The organism is Sphingobium sp. KCTC 72723 (assembly GCF_014280435.1).
Taxonomy (GTDB): Bacteria; Pseudomonadota; Alphaproteobacteria; order Sphingomonadales; family Sphingomonadaceae; genus Sphingobium.
On the sequence record NZ_CP060388.1, the window covers coordinates 717,557 to 732,592 of the forward strand.

At 62.1% G+C, this 15,036-nt stretch carries 14 protein-coding genes; 3 read left to right on the forward strand and 11 right to left on the reverse strand.

Annotated elements, in window-relative coordinates:
- Positions 1-94: 94 nt before the first annotated feature.
- The 4 genes from SPBM01_RS03655 to ychF form a co-directional block, all read right to left on the reverse strand.
- Positions 95-559 (reverse strand): MaoC family dehydratase, encoded by a 465-nt coding sequence (locus SPBM01_RS03655; RefSeq protein WP_188064048.1) that lies wholly within the window; start codon positions 557-559, stop codon positions 95-97.
- A gap of 59 nt (positions 560-618) precedes the next feature.
- Positions 619-2,169: an alkaline phosphatase D family protein gene (locus tag SPBM01_RS03660; protein WP_188064049.1), complete on the reverse strand. Its 1,551-nt coding sequence runs from the start codon at positions 2,167-2,169 to the stop codon at positions 619-621.
- An 89-nt stretch (positions 2,170-2,258) separates the two neighbouring features.
- Complete coding sequence (locus SPBM01_RS03665; RefSeq protein ID WP_262504316.1) at positions 2,259-2,777, reverse strand: DNA-deoxyinosine glycosylase; 519 nt, start codon at positions 2,775-2,777, stop codon at positions 2,259-2,261.
- A gap of 83 nt (positions 2,778-2,860) precedes the next feature.
- Positions 2,861-3,961 (reverse strand): redox-regulated ATPase YchF, encoded by a 1,101-nt coding sequence (ychF, locus tag SPBM01_RS03670; protein ID WP_188064050.1) that lies wholly within the window; start codon positions 3,959-3,961, stop codon positions 2,861-2,863.
- Between the two features lie 175 nt (positions 3,962-4,136).
- Here ychF and SPBM01_RS03675 point away from each other — a divergent pair, with 175 nt between their 5' ends.
- On the forward strand, positions 4,137-4,598 hold the full coding sequence (locus SPBM01_RS03675; RefSeq protein ID WP_188064051.1) for a DUF983 domain-containing protein: 462 nt from the start codon (positions 4,137-4,139) through the stop codon (positions 4,596-4,598).
- Here the strand turns inward: SPBM01_RS03675 and SPBM01_RS03680 are convergent.
- The 7 genes from SPBM01_RS03680 to SPBM01_RS03710 all read right to left on the reverse strand — a co-directional run bounded on the left by SPBM01_RS03680 (position 4,558) and on the right by SPBM01_RS03710 (position 11,512).
- Positions 4,558-5,232, reverse strand: a complete 675-nt coding sequence (locus SPBM01_RS03680) for a DUF2490 domain-containing protein (RefSeq protein WP_188064052.1) — start codon at positions 5,230-5,232, stop codon at positions 4,558-4,560. The genes SPBM01_RS03675 and SPBM01_RS03680 overlap by 41 nt on opposite strands.
- Positions 5,233-5,309: 77 nt before the next feature.
- Positions 5,310-6,941, reverse strand: coding sequence for an alpha-D-glucose phosphate-specific phosphoglucomutase (locus SPBM01_RS03685; RefSeq protein ID WP_188064053.1), 1,632 nt, complete (start codon positions 6,939-6,941; stop codon positions 5,310-5,312).
- Positions 6,942-7,013: 72 nt separating this feature from the next.
- Positions 7,014-8,270 (reverse strand): HD-GYP domain-containing protein, encoded by a 1,257-nt coding sequence (locus tag SPBM01_RS03690; RefSeq protein ID WP_188064054.1) that lies wholly within the window; start codon positions 8,268-8,270, stop codon positions 7,014-7,016.
- Between the two features lie 81 nt (positions 8,271-8,351).
- Positions 8,352-8,921 carry an aminoacyl-tRNA hydrolase gene (gene pth, locus SPBM01_RS03695; RefSeq protein WP_188064055.1) on the reverse strand — a complete coding sequence of 190 codons (570 nt, stop codon included), beginning with the start codon at positions 8,919-8,921 and terminating at the stop codon, positions 8,352-8,354.
- 83 nt (positions 8,922-9,004) lie between these two features.
- The gene (locus SPBM01_RS03700) at positions 9,005-9,613 is read right to left on the reverse strand and encodes a 50S ribosomal protein L25/general stress protein Ctc (RefSeq protein ID WP_188064056.1); all 609 of its coding nucleotides are present in this window, start codon (positions 9,611-9,613) and stop codon (positions 9,005-9,007) included.
- A 112-nt stretch (positions 9,614-9,725) separates the two neighbouring features.
- A complete protein-coding gene (locus tag SPBM01_RS03705) occupies positions 9,726-10,607 on the reverse strand; it encodes a TraB/GumN family protein (protein ID WP_188064057.1) in 882 nt (293 codons plus the stop codon).
- 5 nt (positions 10,608-10,612) lie between these two features.
- On the reverse strand, positions 10,613-11,512 hold the full coding sequence (locus SPBM01_RS03710; protein ID WP_188064058.1) for a TraB/GumN family protein: 900 nt from the start codon (positions 11,510-11,512) through the stop codon (positions 10,613-10,615).
- A gap of 145 nt (positions 11,513-11,657) precedes the next feature.
- On the opposite strand from SPBM01_RS03710, the gene SPBM01_RS03715 reads away from it, so the two are divergent.
- A complete protein-coding gene (locus tag SPBM01_RS03715) occupies positions 11,658-12,557 on the forward strand; it encodes a glycine--tRNA ligase subunit alpha (protein ID WP_188064059.1) in 900 nt (299 codons plus the stop codon).
- Positions 12,557-14,938, forward strand: coding sequence for a glycine--tRNA ligase subunit beta (gene glyS, locus SPBM01_RS03720; RefSeq protein ID WP_188064060.1), 2,382 nt, complete (start codon positions 12,557-12,559; stop codon positions 14,936-14,938). Before SPBM01_RS03715 ends, glyS begins: the two co-directional genes overlap by 1 nt.
- Positions 14,939-15,036 lie beyond the last annotated feature (98 nt).

The following is a 15,036-nucleotide window of genomic DNA, read 5'->3' on the forward strand; positions in this document are numbered from 1 at the left end:
CTAACACTGCGTATTCCCGCGCAGGCGGGAATCCAGTCCCTACGCCCGGACTGGGTTCCCGCCTGCGCGGGAACACGCCGCTACTGCAACAAACTCACACCGGCCGCGTGCGCCACATGGCGATCGGTATCATGGTCAGCACCGGCTGGTCGTCCTGATTGAAGATCGTCACCTTGCTGCGCACGATCCCCATTTCGGGGCGGCTCTGGGACGCCTTCTTGTCGATCAGTTCGCTTGTCCCGCGCAGCGTGTCGCCGGGCCGCACCGGACGTAGCCAGCGCAATTCGTCCACCCCCATTGCGCCCAGACTGGCGGCCTGCCGCCCCGGATTGCGCTGCATTTCCGCGACGAACATCTTCATGAACAGCGCCGTCGTATGCCATCCACTGGCCGACAACGTACCAAAATGGGTGGTCGCCGCCGCTTCGTCCGACAAGTGAAAGGGCTGCGCATCGAATTCGGCGGCGAACGCGATCGTCTCATCACGGCTGATGGTCAGCGGCCCGAAATCGAAACTGTCGCCGACGTTCAGATCCTCGAAATAGATGATGTCGTCCATTGCGCGTCGCTCCTGCCGGTGAAACCCTCGTGTAGGACTGGCTTACGTTTACGTCAATGTCAGCTGATCTGAAGCGAGGGCTGGCCGCGCGGCACAGTCATCGTCGCGCGCGTGCTGATCGCGCCGCCCGGCGTCGAAACCTGATCCATCACGCGCGCCCTGGTCGTCCAGGCGTCGGGCGTGACTTCGCAGACCAGATAGCCGCGCTGGTCGTTGATGAATTTCAACTCGCTATTATTCTTCAGCATCACGTCGCTGCCGGTGCGCCGGTCCGACCCGTCGCCACCCGAAGAGATCGACGTTGACACAAATTCTACTGCCACCGTCTTGTCGCCATTATCGAGCAGCCCGGCAAAATTCTGATGCTCGTCCCCGGTCAGCACGACGACATTGTCCAGCCCGCGCATCTTGCCCAGCAGGCGATTGCGCTGCGCGGTATAGGCGGCCCAACTGTCGATATTATAGATTTTCGCCTTCTCGTCCGCGTAACGCCGCCGGTCGAGCGACATCATCATCACCTGCTGCGCCACGCAATTCCATTTGGCCTGCCCGCGCTTCATATTGCCGACCAGCCAATTTTCTTCCTGCGCGGAAATGACCTGCGCCTTGCTGTCGTCGATGCCGGGGCAATAGGGTTTGAACCCGTCATCGCAGGGCTGTTGCGTGCGGAAGGACCGGGTGTCGAGAAAGTCCATCGACAGCAGGTCGCCAAAGCGCGCTTCCCGATACATGTCCGTGATGATGCCGTTGCGCGGCAGCAAAGCGGCGCGCACCGGCATATATTCGTACCACACCTGCAGACCGGCCTGACGGCGCAGGCGGAATATATCCTGCGGCACATCCTTCCAATTATGATCGCCGACCCAGTTATTCTCCACCTCATGATCGTCGAAGGTCGAAAACCATGTGTGTTTGGCGCGCGCCGCCTGCAAATCATAATCGCTCAGATATTGGGCGTAACGCAGGCGATAGTCGGCCACGTCGAAACAATCCTGGCCGACATGCTGGCGCACCTGCGCCTCAGGCAGTCCGTCCTTGTCATATTCCGGTCCGCGCTGCTTATATTCGTAGATGAAGTCGCCATAATGATAGACGAAGGCCAGGTCATCTTCCCGCGCCAGATGGCGGAATGCAGTGAAATAGCCGTCCTCGTAATTCTGGCATCCCGCCACGCCGAATTTCATCGCGGCCGGGCTGGCCGAAGCCAGCGGCAAGGTGCGCGCACGGCCCCGCGACGACTGGTCGCTGCCCAGCGCAAAACGATACCAATAGGGCCGGTCGGGTTGCAGGCCCGTCACTTCGACATGGACGCTATGGCCCAGTTCCGGTCGCGCTGTCGCTTCGCCGGTCGCAACGATGGTCTTGAACCGATCGTCGCTCGATACCTCCCACTTCACCGGCAACGGCACCATCGGCATCCCGCCATGCGGTTCGAACGGCTTGGGAGCCAGCTTGGTCCAGATGACGAAGCCGTCCGCCGCCGGATCGCCCGATGTCACGCCCAGCGCGAACGGATAGCCCGCAAACCAGCTTTGCGCCCGCAAAATGGCAGGCGCGCCAATGGCAGGCGCGATAGTGGCGGCGGTCAGGAGTTGGCGGCGCGTGAACATGGGGGCGGGCGACCTTGAACTGTTATACAATTGCTTCATTAGCCGCCTGCCATGGCGACGCAATATGACATTGGCGTGTATCGGCTGCGTCAGGCGACCCAGTCGCGCAAGCCGCCCCATATTTCCGTCTTCTGTGCGCGGGCCATGCTGGCATAGGCACCACTGGAGGAGGGCAGGTCGATCAGCGCCAGATCGGGTCGATGTCCCAGTCGCCGCCGCCCGTGCAGCGCCGCCATCTTGCCGTTGAACGCCACGGCACGCAGCGCAGGCAGGTGGCCTGCGAACTGGCCAAGGTCGCGCAGCGCAGCGTCGCGAATGGCCCCGTCCAGGCTGCCCTGCCGCTGCGCGCTTTCCATCACGTCCCACAGGCCGACCCCGCGTGCGCGCAGGCGCTGCAACCGCATGGCATAGGGTATCGCGCGCAGATCCTCACCCGTCGCCTCGCCGATCAGCGACCAGAATCCATTGCCGGGATGCGCATAATATTCGCCCTGCCGGATCGACGCATCGCCCGGCAGGCTGCCCAGCACCAGCAGCCGCGTGTCCGTATCAACGCTGGGCGGAAAGGCGAATTTGAGCGTCATGCCACCCCCGACCGTCGCCCCCATGCGCGTCACCCCAGCGCAGGCTGGGGTCTCAGGCGTCAGTGTGCTGCCTCACAAGACCCCAGCCTGCGCTGGGGTGACGGGAATTAAACGTTAAACCGGAACAGCATGATGTCGCCATCCTGCGTGACATATTCCTTGCCTTCGGACCGCCATTTGCCAGCATCCTTGGCACCGGCTTCGCCATTATACTGGACGAAATCGGCGTAAGCCATGGTTTCGGCGCGGATGAAGCCTTTTTCGAAATCGGTATGGATTGCGCCAGCGGCCTGCGGTGCCTTGCTGCCCTTGAACACGGTCCATGCCCGCGCTTCCTTTGGTCCCACGGTGAAAAAGGTGATGAGGCCCAGCAATTCATAGCCCGCCCGGATGATCCGCGCGAGACCCGCTTCGGCAAGGCCCAGCGCGTCGAGATATTCGGCGCGTTCCTCGACCGGCATGGTCACCAGTTCCGCCTCGATCGCGGCGGACACGATAACGGCCTTCGCATTTTCGGCGGCGGCCTTTTCGAACACGCGGGCCGAATGGGCGTTGCCGCTGGACGCGCTGTCCTCCTCGACATTGCAGACATAGAGGACCGGCTTGGCTGTCAGCAACTGCGCCTGCGCAAACAACCGTTCTTCTTCCTCGTCGCGCGGCTTGGTCAACCGCGCAGGCTTACCGTCGCGCAACAGGTCCAGCGCCTGGCCCAGCACGGCCGCCGCTGCCTTGGATTCCTTGTCGCCCTGCGCCGCTTTCTTGGCCAGCGCAGGCACCCGCTTTTCCAGACTCTCCAGATCGGCCAGCATCAATTCGGTTTCCACCGTTTCCGCGTCGGCAATCGGATCGACCTTGTTTTCGACATGGGTGATGTCGTCATCCTCGAAACAGCGCAGGACGTGGACGATCGCGTCGGTTTCGCGGATGTTGGCGAGGAACTGGTTGCCCAGCCCTTCGCCCTTCGACGCGCCGCGCACCAGTCCTGCAATGTCCACGAACGCCAGCTGCGTTTCGATGATCTTGGCCGACCCGCCAATCTTCGCGATCGTTTCCAGCCGATCGTCCGGCACGGCCACGCGGCCCTCATTGGGTTCGATCGTGCAGAAGGGGTAATTGGCCGCCTGCGCCGCCTGCGTTTCGGTCAGCGCGTTGAACAGGGTGGACTTGCCCACATTGGGAAGGCCGACGATACCGCAACGAAAACCCATTTGACTGCCTTTGAAGATCGGAACAATTGTCGCGCCGATAGCGGTTTGCACGGGTGATGGCCAGTCCTGTGATAACCAGTCCTGTGATGGAACTCCTGTGGCGGCAGGGGGTGGGACAAAAGGCGCAATTGCCCTTGCCCCTTGCCCGGCGTCATAAGCGCGCATGGAACAGGAAATGCCCCAAGCCGCCCTTTGGACCGATGAGTCGGGCCGCCAATGGCCCCGTCGCCCCGCCCATGAAACCGGCGTCATGGGCCGATGCCCGCGCTGCGGCGAAGGGCATATTTTCGACGGCTTCCTGACCGTGCGCGACCATTGCGAGGTGTGCGCCCTCGACTATAGCTTTGCCGATCCGGCCGATGGCCCGGCGGTGTTCGTGCAACTTTTCGCCTGCGTGCCGGGCGTCATCTTCATCGTCATGCTGGAAATATTGGCCCGGCCCGGCCTGTGGGTCCATCTGGCCGTCGGCGTCCCGGTGCTGATCCTGACCACCGTGCTGCCGATCCGCCCAATCAAGGGCTGGCTGATCGCCGCGCAATTCACAAACCGGGCGCAGGAAGCCGGCACGGCGCAGCTTTGGGCGAAGCTGAATGACGCTAGTGCCGGAAAAACAGTGTCACTGACGCTACATGATTGATGCGGCTATCGCCGCCCCGCTGGTTGATCGCCTGATTGAGATAGCCCAGTTCCAGCGTCGATGCGCCGGGCAACCCCACTTCGACCCCCGCGAAACTGCGTAACTGGTCAAACCCGCTCCTGGCGCCCCAATCCGTGCTGTTGAGCGCCAGGAACCCCTCGGCATAAACCAGTGCATTCACTGCATCGCTTCCCTCGCGCAGCGGCTTTTCAAACCGCAGCATTTCGCGCAGCCGCCATCCCATGTCGTTCCCGTCCGACCGCCAGCGTTGCTCAAGTCGCGTGCGCGATGACAGGTCGCCGCCCCACGGGCGTCCCAGCGACCAGTTGAGTTGCTGGAAACTGCGCTCCTCATTCACATCGCGTCCGCCCGCGATGGGAACGGCGACATGGGCATAGCCCTGATAGAGCGTAACCCGGTCCGACAGCTTCACGCCCACCGCGCCACGCAGCAGCGCCTGGTCCAGACGCGACACCCCGTCGCCGACGCGCGGCTGGATTTCAGCGAAATAGACGATGTCGCCGCTGACCGGACCCATCGCGGTCAGGTTGACCCATAGCTGTTCATCCTGACTGGTCCGTGCGGCGGCAGGGGTGCAGAGCAAAGCTGTCAGGAACAGGGCGAAGCGACGCATGGCGTTTCCGGTATTGGGGACTGATGGGATCAGCCCCTAATGGCCGGACGTTGCTCCTCTGTTTCCCCTGCGTTAGCTTAGGTAATGACGCTGGGCGCTTCCATGCCGGTGAAGCCCGCAATATCGGCCACTTCCTGCGCGGCGGCGATCAGCGGGGCGAGCGCGTCGCCGGTTTCCATCCCCAGATCGCCCCCGACCGGGACATAGCGTTCGATATAGACCCGCAACGTTGCTCCTTCGGTGCCGGTGCCGGAAAGGCGGAACACGACGCGCGATCCGTCCGTGAACAATATGCGCACGCCCTGATTGCGGCTGACCGATCCATCGGTGGGGTCGGTATAGGCAAAATCGTCCGCCGCTGCGATCGTGCCGCCGCTGTTGGTCGTGCCGGGCAGGCTGTCCAGCTTGCTGCGCAGCGCGGCCATCAGCGCATCGGCCTTGTCCTTGGCAATCGATTCATAATCATGTCGGGCATAATAGTTGCGGCCATAGGTCGCCCAATGATCGGCCATGATCGCCGCGACGCTTTGCTTGCGGACCGCCAATATGTTGAGCCACAGCAGCACCGCCCAGATGCCGTCCTTCTCACGCACATGGTCGGAACCCGTGCCTGCGCTTTCCTCGCCGCAGATGGTCGCCATGCCCGCGTCCAGCAGATTGCCGAAGAATTTCCACCCCGTCGGCGTTTCATAGAGCGGCACGCCCAGCTTTTGCGCCACCCGGTCCGCCGCGCCGCTGGTCGGCATCGAACGTGCAATGCCCTTCAGGCCCGCCACATAGCCGGGCGCGAGATGCGCGTTGGCCGCCAGCACCGCCAGCGAATCCGAAGGCGTCACATAGCTATGCCGCCCGATGATGAGGTTGCGGTCGCCATCGCCATCCGACGCCGCGCCGAAATCGGGCGCATCATCGGCCATCAGCCGATTGTACAGCTCTTTGGCATGGACCAGATTGGGGTCGGGATGGTGATGGCCGAAATCGGGCAGGGGGGTGCCGTTCATCACCGTGCCTGCCGGTGCGCCCAGCCGTCGCTCGATAATTTCGATCGCATAGGGACCAGTCACGGCGCTCATCGAATCGAAAGCGAGCGTGAAGCCGCCCGCGATCATCGCCCGGATCGCCGCGAAATCGAACAGGCTTTCCATGAGGTCAGCATAGAGCGCGACCGGGTCGACCACTTCGACAGCCATGTCGCCCATCTTCGCGGTGCCGACGCTGTCTATGTCCACGTCGCTGTCGTCCGATATGCGATACTGGTCGATGGTCAGCGTGCGCGCGTGAATAGCGTCGGTCACTTTCTCCGGCGCGGGGCCGCCATTGCCGACATTATATTTGATCCCGAAATCCTCGTCCGGCCCGCCCGGATTATGGCTGGCCGACAGCACCAGCCCGCCAAAGGCACCCGATGCGCGGATCAAATGCGAGGCGGCGGGCGTCGACAATATGCCGCCCTGACCCACGATGACCCGGCCAAAGCCGTTGGCCGCCGCCATTTTCAGGACGATCTGGATGACATCGCGATTGAGATAGCGCCCGTCGCCGCCGACCACCAATGTCTGTCCGGCAAAGCCTTCCAGACTGTCGAACACCGATTGAACGAAATTTTCCGCATAACCGGGCTGCTGGAAAACCCGCACCTTCTTGCGCAGGCCCGACGTGCCTGGTTTCTGGTCATCATAGGGCGTGGTGGCGATGGTCTGGACTGGCACGCATATCTCCGAAAACGACGATGCACCTATTATGCGTGGTGCATCGCGCTTGTGCAATCATGTCGCGGGGGGCTATCCGGCCCGGCGCTTCGCCGCGTCCTGCATCTTATATTGTCCTGCCATCAACTCTGCGTGCATGTGCGCCCAGTTGGGGAATGGCCAGTGCGACGGTTCTTCCCGGCTGACCACATGGTCGCCATTCAGCCCGCCTGCGATCATAACATCCTCGACAGGGAGTGCTTCCTTGGCGCGGGCGTCGAAAAAGGTCCGTGCCATTGCGCGGGAGCCGCGCATCCCGTTGGGCAGGATGACGGCCAGCCGGTTCGACCGCAGCCGCACCAGCAGGCCGGGCGGGAAAATCGCGACACTCTGCGCGAAGGTGAACAACAGGTCCGGGTCCAGATGCCCCGTCCACGATGTCATCTTGGTAATCGCTTCCGATGGCGTCCACGCCGCCTTGTAACAACGGTTGGATGTCAGCGCGTCATAGATGTCGCAAATTGCGCCCATGCGCGCGGCCAGGCTGATCTGTGTCCCTTCCAGGCCAAAGGGATAGCCCGAACCGTCGACCTTTTCATGATGATGCAATGCCACGTCCAGCGCGACGGCGGGAATGTTGCCGCTGCCCAGCAACAATTCATTGCCCGAAACCGGGTGCCGCTTGATCTGCTCGAACTCATCATGGGTCAGGCGGCCGGATTTGTTCAGAATTTCCGCAGGCATCGCCATCTTGCCGACATCGTGCAGCAATCCTGCGACGCCCATTTCGTGGACCTGCGCTTCGGGCATTTGCAATTGCCGCGCAAAGTTGATCATCAGCGCACACACCGCAACGGAATGAAGATAGGTATATTCGTCCTTGGTCTTGAGCCGCGCCATGTTGATCAGCGTCGCCTGATTGCGTTCGACAGACAGGGCAATGTCATTCACCAGAGCCGCGACATCGCCGGTCACGTTCAACCTGCCCATGCGGGCATCTTCGAACAGGCCCGTGACGAGCTTCTTGCCATGGCGCAAAACGGATCGCGCACGCTCAATCTCAGGGTCGCCGATGGCCGTGCGCTGTGTCGGCCTGGGCAATGCGATGATCTGTGCGTCCTCGCCAGGAGAGCAAGGCGCATCGCTATCACTGGCAACGATGGGAAGGCTCACTCCCTTTTCATCGTCGATGATGACGGCGTCCACGGTGCTGGAACGGATTTTCTCCAGCGTCACGTCATCCTGAATCAGAAACCGTGCGCGCCAGAAAGGATGATGCAGCCATGCGCCCTTAAAGCCGCATATATACATGCCGATCGTTGCTTGTGATGGAACGATATAGTGCTGCACGCCGTCTCCTGTGCAGTCAGGAGTAATCATTATGTAGTTTACAAACTATTTCTAACGAACCGAAGAAAGAAATAATTAGCTTTAACTGGCCAGCCGCAACGCTACTTCATTCATGAACCGCGCGTCGTCGCTCTTGGCCAGCCATTCCGCCTCCGCGCCGATCGCGCCCAGCATGTCGGCCAGCGCGTCACCTTCGCTCTTGTGATAATTGCCCAGCACATAGCCATGCACCCGGTCCTTATGCCCCGGATGACCAATGCCTATCCGCACCCGGCGGAAATCATTGCCGATATGCGCGTCGGTTGAACGCAGGCCGTTATGCCCGGCATTGCCGCCGCCGCGCTTCACCTTCACTCGCATCGGCACCAGGTCGAGTTCGTCGTGAAAGACCGTCACGTCCTGCGGCGTCAATTTGTAGAAACGCATCGCATCCCCCACCGACCGGCCGCTTTCGTTCATGAAGGTCGCGGGCTTGATCAGGATGATCTTCTCCGTGCCGATCCGCCCTTCCTGCACCCATCCCTGAAACTGCTTCTTCGCCGGAGAAAAGCGATACATATCCGCGATCAGGTCGACCACCATGAAGCCGACATTATGCCGGTGCAGCGCATATTGCGCACCCGGATTGCCCAGCCCCACCCAGATTTGCATTGCACATCATTCCCTAAAAAGAAAATCCCGCCCGCCGGGTAGGCGGACGGGATCCAAATTTCCAGCCGGTAAGGCGTAAAGGCTTATTCGCCTTCGCCCTCAGCCTCGCCTTCGGCGCTCTTGAGAGCCGAGGGTGCAACGATCGTCGCGATGGTGAAGTCGCGATCGTCGATCGCGGCCTTCGCGCCCTTGGGCAGCTTCACCGCGCTGATGTGGATCGAATCGCCGACTTCGAAGCCGGTCAGGTCGACCACGACATCGTCGGGGATTTCAGCCGCATCGACGACCAGTTCCACGTCATGACGCACCACGTTCAGCACGCCGCCCTTTTTCAGGCCCGGCGAAGCGTCTTCGTTTTCGAAGCGCACGGGGACCGCGACGGTCACGGTGGCATGTTCCGAAACGCGCAGGAAATCAGCGTGCAGCGGACGGTCGGTGACGGGGTGGAAAGCCACGTCCTTGGCGAGCGTGCGGACGGACTTGCCGCCGACTTCGACCATGATGACCGAATTGAAGAAGTGGCCGGTGCCGAGCTGCTTGTTGAGCAACTTTTCCTCAACGTGGATCGACAGGGGTTCTTCGTTCATTCCATAGATGACGGCGGGTACGCGGCCCTCACGGCGGAGGGCGCGGGAGGCTCCCTTGCCTGCCCGATCGCGTGCCTCGGCCGACAGCGTAAGCTGCTCGCTCATTGCGTGTCTCCAAAAGCTCTGTTGATACAATTTCCCACCACGCCTCCAGGGATGACCATAGCGGGAGGCGGCCCTTTAGCAGGAATCGGCTATAAATCAAGCTACCCTGCGTCTATTGCACCCGCGTGACGGTAAATCCCCGCGCCTTGAGCAGTTCGATCAGATTGTCGCGGCCCGTCAGATGCCCCGCGCCCACCGCAATGAAGGGCGCGCCCTTCATCGGTTCGATCGCCTTCGCCCAATCGCGGTTGCGTGCGGTCAGTATCGCTTCCTCGACCACCGGGTCGGGCTGTTCGCCATGCTCATCCTCTTTGGCGATGGCATCCATATCGCCTTTCAGCCAGGCGGTCAGAATACGATCATACAGCGCTTTCATATCCTTCGTCTCATGCGCGGTCTGGACCAGCAGCCGCGCTTGCGCCGCTTGCGGCAGCGTATCGAACGCGCCGAATTGCCGCTCCACCGTTTCCAGCCCGCCGATCGGTTTGCGCGCGTCCTTGAACGTGGCGATCAGTGCGGGTTCCACGCCATCGTCCTGACTGACCTTCAACGCCTGCTGACTGGCCGCCGACAGCAGCATCGCGGCGGCCCAGCTTTCGTAAGCGGACAGCAATTGCGTGCTGGTGCCGCCATCGCTGACCGCTTTTTCCAGCGCAGCCTTTTCCGCCGCTGGCACCCGCTGTTCCAGTGGCGGCAGGTCGGGGCTGCGGCCCATGGATTCAAACAGGGCCAGCGTTTTCTGCTCGTCCTGCAAATCCGCCGCTTCCAGCACGAGCCGGTCGGCAGCGGCCATCGCGTCCCTTATCGGCTGGGTTTCCCACGCCACCCCCTTGGGCAGAACATGGATCGTGCCGAACAGCCAGCCTTTCATCGCCCCACGCTGCACCGTCCACAATGCCGGGCCACCCTGAACCGGCGGTGGCGGCGCATCGCGACCACAGGCTGCGACCAGCACCAGCGCGCACAGCGCGATCCATTGCAGGAAATGCCGCATGAAGCTCACTTCTTCACCCGGCGGGATTGGATGCCCAGCGCCTTCAACTGATCCTGCACGCTGCCCTTGCCCGCCAGATGGCCCGCACCTACCGCGACAAAGACCGTGCCGGGCTGGCCCATTCGCGCCTTGATCCACTGCGCCCAGTTCGCGTTGCGCCCGATCAGCAGCACCTGCGCCAGCTCCGGCGTCGCTTCCAGCGATTCGTTCATGGATTTGGCCAGCCTGTCCGGCTCACCCGCCTGCCAATGATGCAGCAGTCCGGCAAACTCACTCTCCATTTCCGGCAGGCCATCGACGGTCGCATTCAGAAACTGCACTTGCTGCTCCATCGGCAGGGTCGCGAAAAAGTCGATCTGCTGCTCCACCGTTTCCAGCGCATCGACTCGCTTGCCCGCTTTCTCCGCCGCCGTCCGCAACGCCTTTTCCGCGCCAAGGTCCGCGCGATAGCCCAGTTTCGCCAGCGGCGCGACGGACAGGGCCATGCCCGCCATCCACGGATTGGTCCGGTCGAAATTGCGCCACGGCAGGCCGTTTTCCTCCATCGCCGCATGATATTTGCCGCGCGCGTCCGGGGCCAGCCGGTCGGACAGGGCCGTCCCGTCGGTCGCCATCGCCCTGGTCATCATGATCGCACCCATCACATTGGGATCGTCCGGCTCTATGATTTCCAGCACCAGTTCGTCCGATCGGTCGAACGCGGCCTTCATGCCGCCGCGAAACCAGTCGATGCCGGGTTTCAGCACATGGACCGTCCCGAACAGATAGATGGTCGTGTCGGCGTCCTTCACCTGCCACATCGCCGGATTGGCAATGGTGGTGGCGGGCGCGCGCGCCTGCACGGGCGCTGCGGTAATGATCAGGGCGATTGCCGCCCATGCGGCGGAAAGGCGTGTCAGTCTCATATCCCCAACCATGCGGGGCCGCGCGGGTCAGGGCAAGCGGGTTAACCTTGCCACGCGATCCGACGCCTTTTTCTTGACCGTTCCGGCACCATGCGCCAATGCGCGAGCCAGAAAATCAGCATATCGCTTAATATGAGGACTGTCGGTGGCAGAAGGCAAAATGCTTTCCTTTCAGGACCTGATCCTGACCCTCCATGCCTATTGGGGGAAACAGGGCTGCGTCATTCTCCAGCCCTATGACATGGAAGTGGGGGCAGGCACGTTCCACCCCGCAACCACGCTGCGCGCGCTCGGCCCACAGCCGTGGAACGCCGCCTATGTCCAGCCAAGCCGCCGCCCGACCGACGGCCGCTATGGCGAAAACCCCAACCGGCTCCAGCATTATTACCAGTATCAGGTGATCATGAAGCCATCGCCCGCCAACCTTCAGGAACTTTATCTGGGTTCGCTCAGGGAAATCGGCATCGACCCGCTGGTCCACGACATCCGCTTTGTCGAGGATGACTGGGAAAGCCCGACGCTGGGTGCCTGGGGTCTGGGCTGGGAAGTGTGGTGCGACGGCATGGAAGTCACGCAATTCACTTATTTCCAGCAAATGGGCGGTTACGACTGCAAGCCGGTCGCGGGCGAACTGACCTACGGCCTCGAACGGCTCGCCATGTATATTCAGGGCGTCGACAGCGTATACGACCTGAAATTCAACGACGCCGGGGTCACCTATGGCGACGTGTTCCTGGCCAATGAACAGCAAATGTCGAAATGGAATTTCGAGGTCGCCGACACCGAAAAGCTGTTCCGTTGGTTCAAGGATTGCCAGTCGGAATATGCCCAATGCATCGAAGCGAACGTGCCGCTGGCTGCCTATGATCAGGCGATCAAGGCGTCCCACGTTTTCAACCTGCTCCAGGCACGTGGCGTCATTTCCGTGCAGGAACGCGCCAGCTATATGGGCCAGGTGCGTGACATGGCCAAAGGCAGTTGCGAGGCGTGGATCGCCAGCAACACCGACGCATGGACCGCACAATATCCGGGGTGGACCGCGTGATGACTGACTTCCTCCTCGAACTGCGCTGCGAAGAAATTCCCGCGCGTATGCAGGTCAAGGCCAGCGACGATCTCGCCCGCCTGTTCAGCGAAGAACTGGCCAAGGCGGGCCTGAAGCCCGGCGCGATCGACAGCTTCGTCACGCCCCGCCGCCTCGCCCTCATCGCGCGCGACCTGCCGCTGGAAACCGCTGCCATCAGCGAGGAATCCAAAGGCCCGCGCACGTCCGCACCGCCCCAGGCGCTCGAAGGCTTCCTGCGCAAGACCGGCCTTCGCCAGGACCAGTTGCAGGACCGCGACGGCGTGTGGTTCGCTGTCGTCGACAAGCCCGGCCGCGCCACCGCTGCGGTTCTGGCCGAAGCGATCCCCGCCGTCATCCGCGCCTTCCCCTGGCCCAAATCCATGCGCTGGGGCGTCGCCAGCCAGACGACGGAAAGCCTGCGCTGGGTCCGCCCGTTGCAGGGCATCGTCGCGATCCTGGGCGAAGATCTGGTCGATATCGAAGTCGATGGCATCCGGTCAGGCTACGCCACGCTCGGCCATCGCTTCCATCATCCCGACGCCATCACCATCGGCGGCGCGAACGACTATGTCGAAAAACTGCGCGCCTGCCATGTCATCGCCAGCCACACAGAACGGCAAGCGATCATCGCGGCAAAGGCAGCCGAAGCCGCCGCCGCTCATGGCTACAGCGTGATCGAGGACAAGGGACTGGTCGCGGAAAATGCGGGCCTGACCGAATGGCCGGTGCCGCTGCTGGGCGATTTCGACCCCGCTTTCCTGGAAGTGCCACCCGAAGTCATCCAGCTGACCCTGCGCATCAACCAGAAATATTTCGTTCTGCGCGATGGCGACGGCAAACTCGCCCCCGCCTTCATCTGCACCGCCAATATCGAGGCAAAGGACGGCGGCGAAGCCATCATCGCGGGCAACCGCAAGGTGCTGGCCGCCCGCCTGAGCGATGCGCGTTTCTTCTGGGAACAGGACCGCAAGACGACGCTGGCGGACCACGCGAAAAAGCTGGAACGCATCACCTTCCACGAAAAGCTGGGGACAGTCGCCGACAAGGTCGAGCGGGTAGCGAAACTCGCCCGCTGGCTGGTGGAGGAAGGTATCGTCACTTCTTCTCCCCTCCCCTTCAGGGGAGGGGCCGGGGGTGGGGGTGCGCCAGATGGCGCAGCGCCTGCGGCCATCCCCCACCCCAACCCCTCCCCTGAAGGGGAAGGGCTAGGCAAGGCGCACTTGGCCGACATGGCCGAACAGGCCGCCCGCCTGTGCAAGGCCGACCTCGTCACCGAAATGGTCGGCGAATTTCCCGAACTGCAAGGCATCATGGGCGGCTACTATGCCCGCGCCGAAGGGCTGCCCGACGCCGTAGCCGACGCCATCCGCGACCATTACAAGCCGGTCGGGCAGGGGGATGATGTCCCCACCGCGCCGGTCACGGTGGTGGTGAGTTTGGCGGACAAGCTGGATACGCTGGTGTCCTTTTTTGCTATCGACGAAAAGCCCACGGGATCTAAAGATCCGTTTGCCTTACGGCGATATGGGCTGGCAATTCTGTCGCTGTGTGTAAGTAGCAAACTAAGACTGCCCCTCTCTGCATCGATTATGTTCTCTGCTCGCATGGTGGGTTTCCAACAAGGGATGGCGGAAGCAACCGCTGATGCGCTCGCGCTCTTTGAAGCTTTTTCTTCGATTTATGAGGGAGACCCTAGAATGGGCGGCCAAGCGACAGCAGACGCATTGGAAGCGCGACTTGCTGCCGAAAATAGCAAGCACGATACGAAGACGGCATTGGGAGATATAATTCCGTTTCTAGCCGACCGCCTCAAAGTCCAGCAACGCGAAGCCGGTGTCCGCCACGACCTGATCGACGCCGTGTTCGCGCTGGGCGGCGAGGATGATCTCGTCCGCCTGCTCGCCCGCGTCCATGCGCTCCAGTCCTTCGTGGCGACCGACGACGGGGTGAACCTGCTGGCAGGCTACAAGCGCGCGGCCAATATCCTCAAGAAGGAAGCACCCACCCCCGTCACCCCAGCGAAGGCTGGGGTCTCCCTTTCTTCTGGCGCGGAAGAAGGAACAGAGATGCCAGCCTCCGCTGGCATGACGGTGGGGGAATATGAGAAAGAACCCGCCGAAGCATCCCTCCTCGCCGCGCTCGACGCCGCCGAACCGCGCGCGGCACAGGCCATCGCCGACGAACGGTTCGAGGATGCCATGGCCGCGCTCGCCACCCTGCGCGCGCCGATCGACGCTTTCTTCGAAACCGTCACCGTCAACGATGCCGACCCCGCCAAGCGCACTGCCCGCCTTGCGCTGCTCGACCGGGTGCGTGCAGCCGTTCATGGCGTGGCAGACTTTTCCAAAATTGCAGGCTAGGCAAAAACCCCGACATATCCGGCAATAAAAATGACGATATGGCGACAAAATCATCATTAAGGCGGGTGCAATTTCCGTCGGGCTTTTGTAAAGACTAT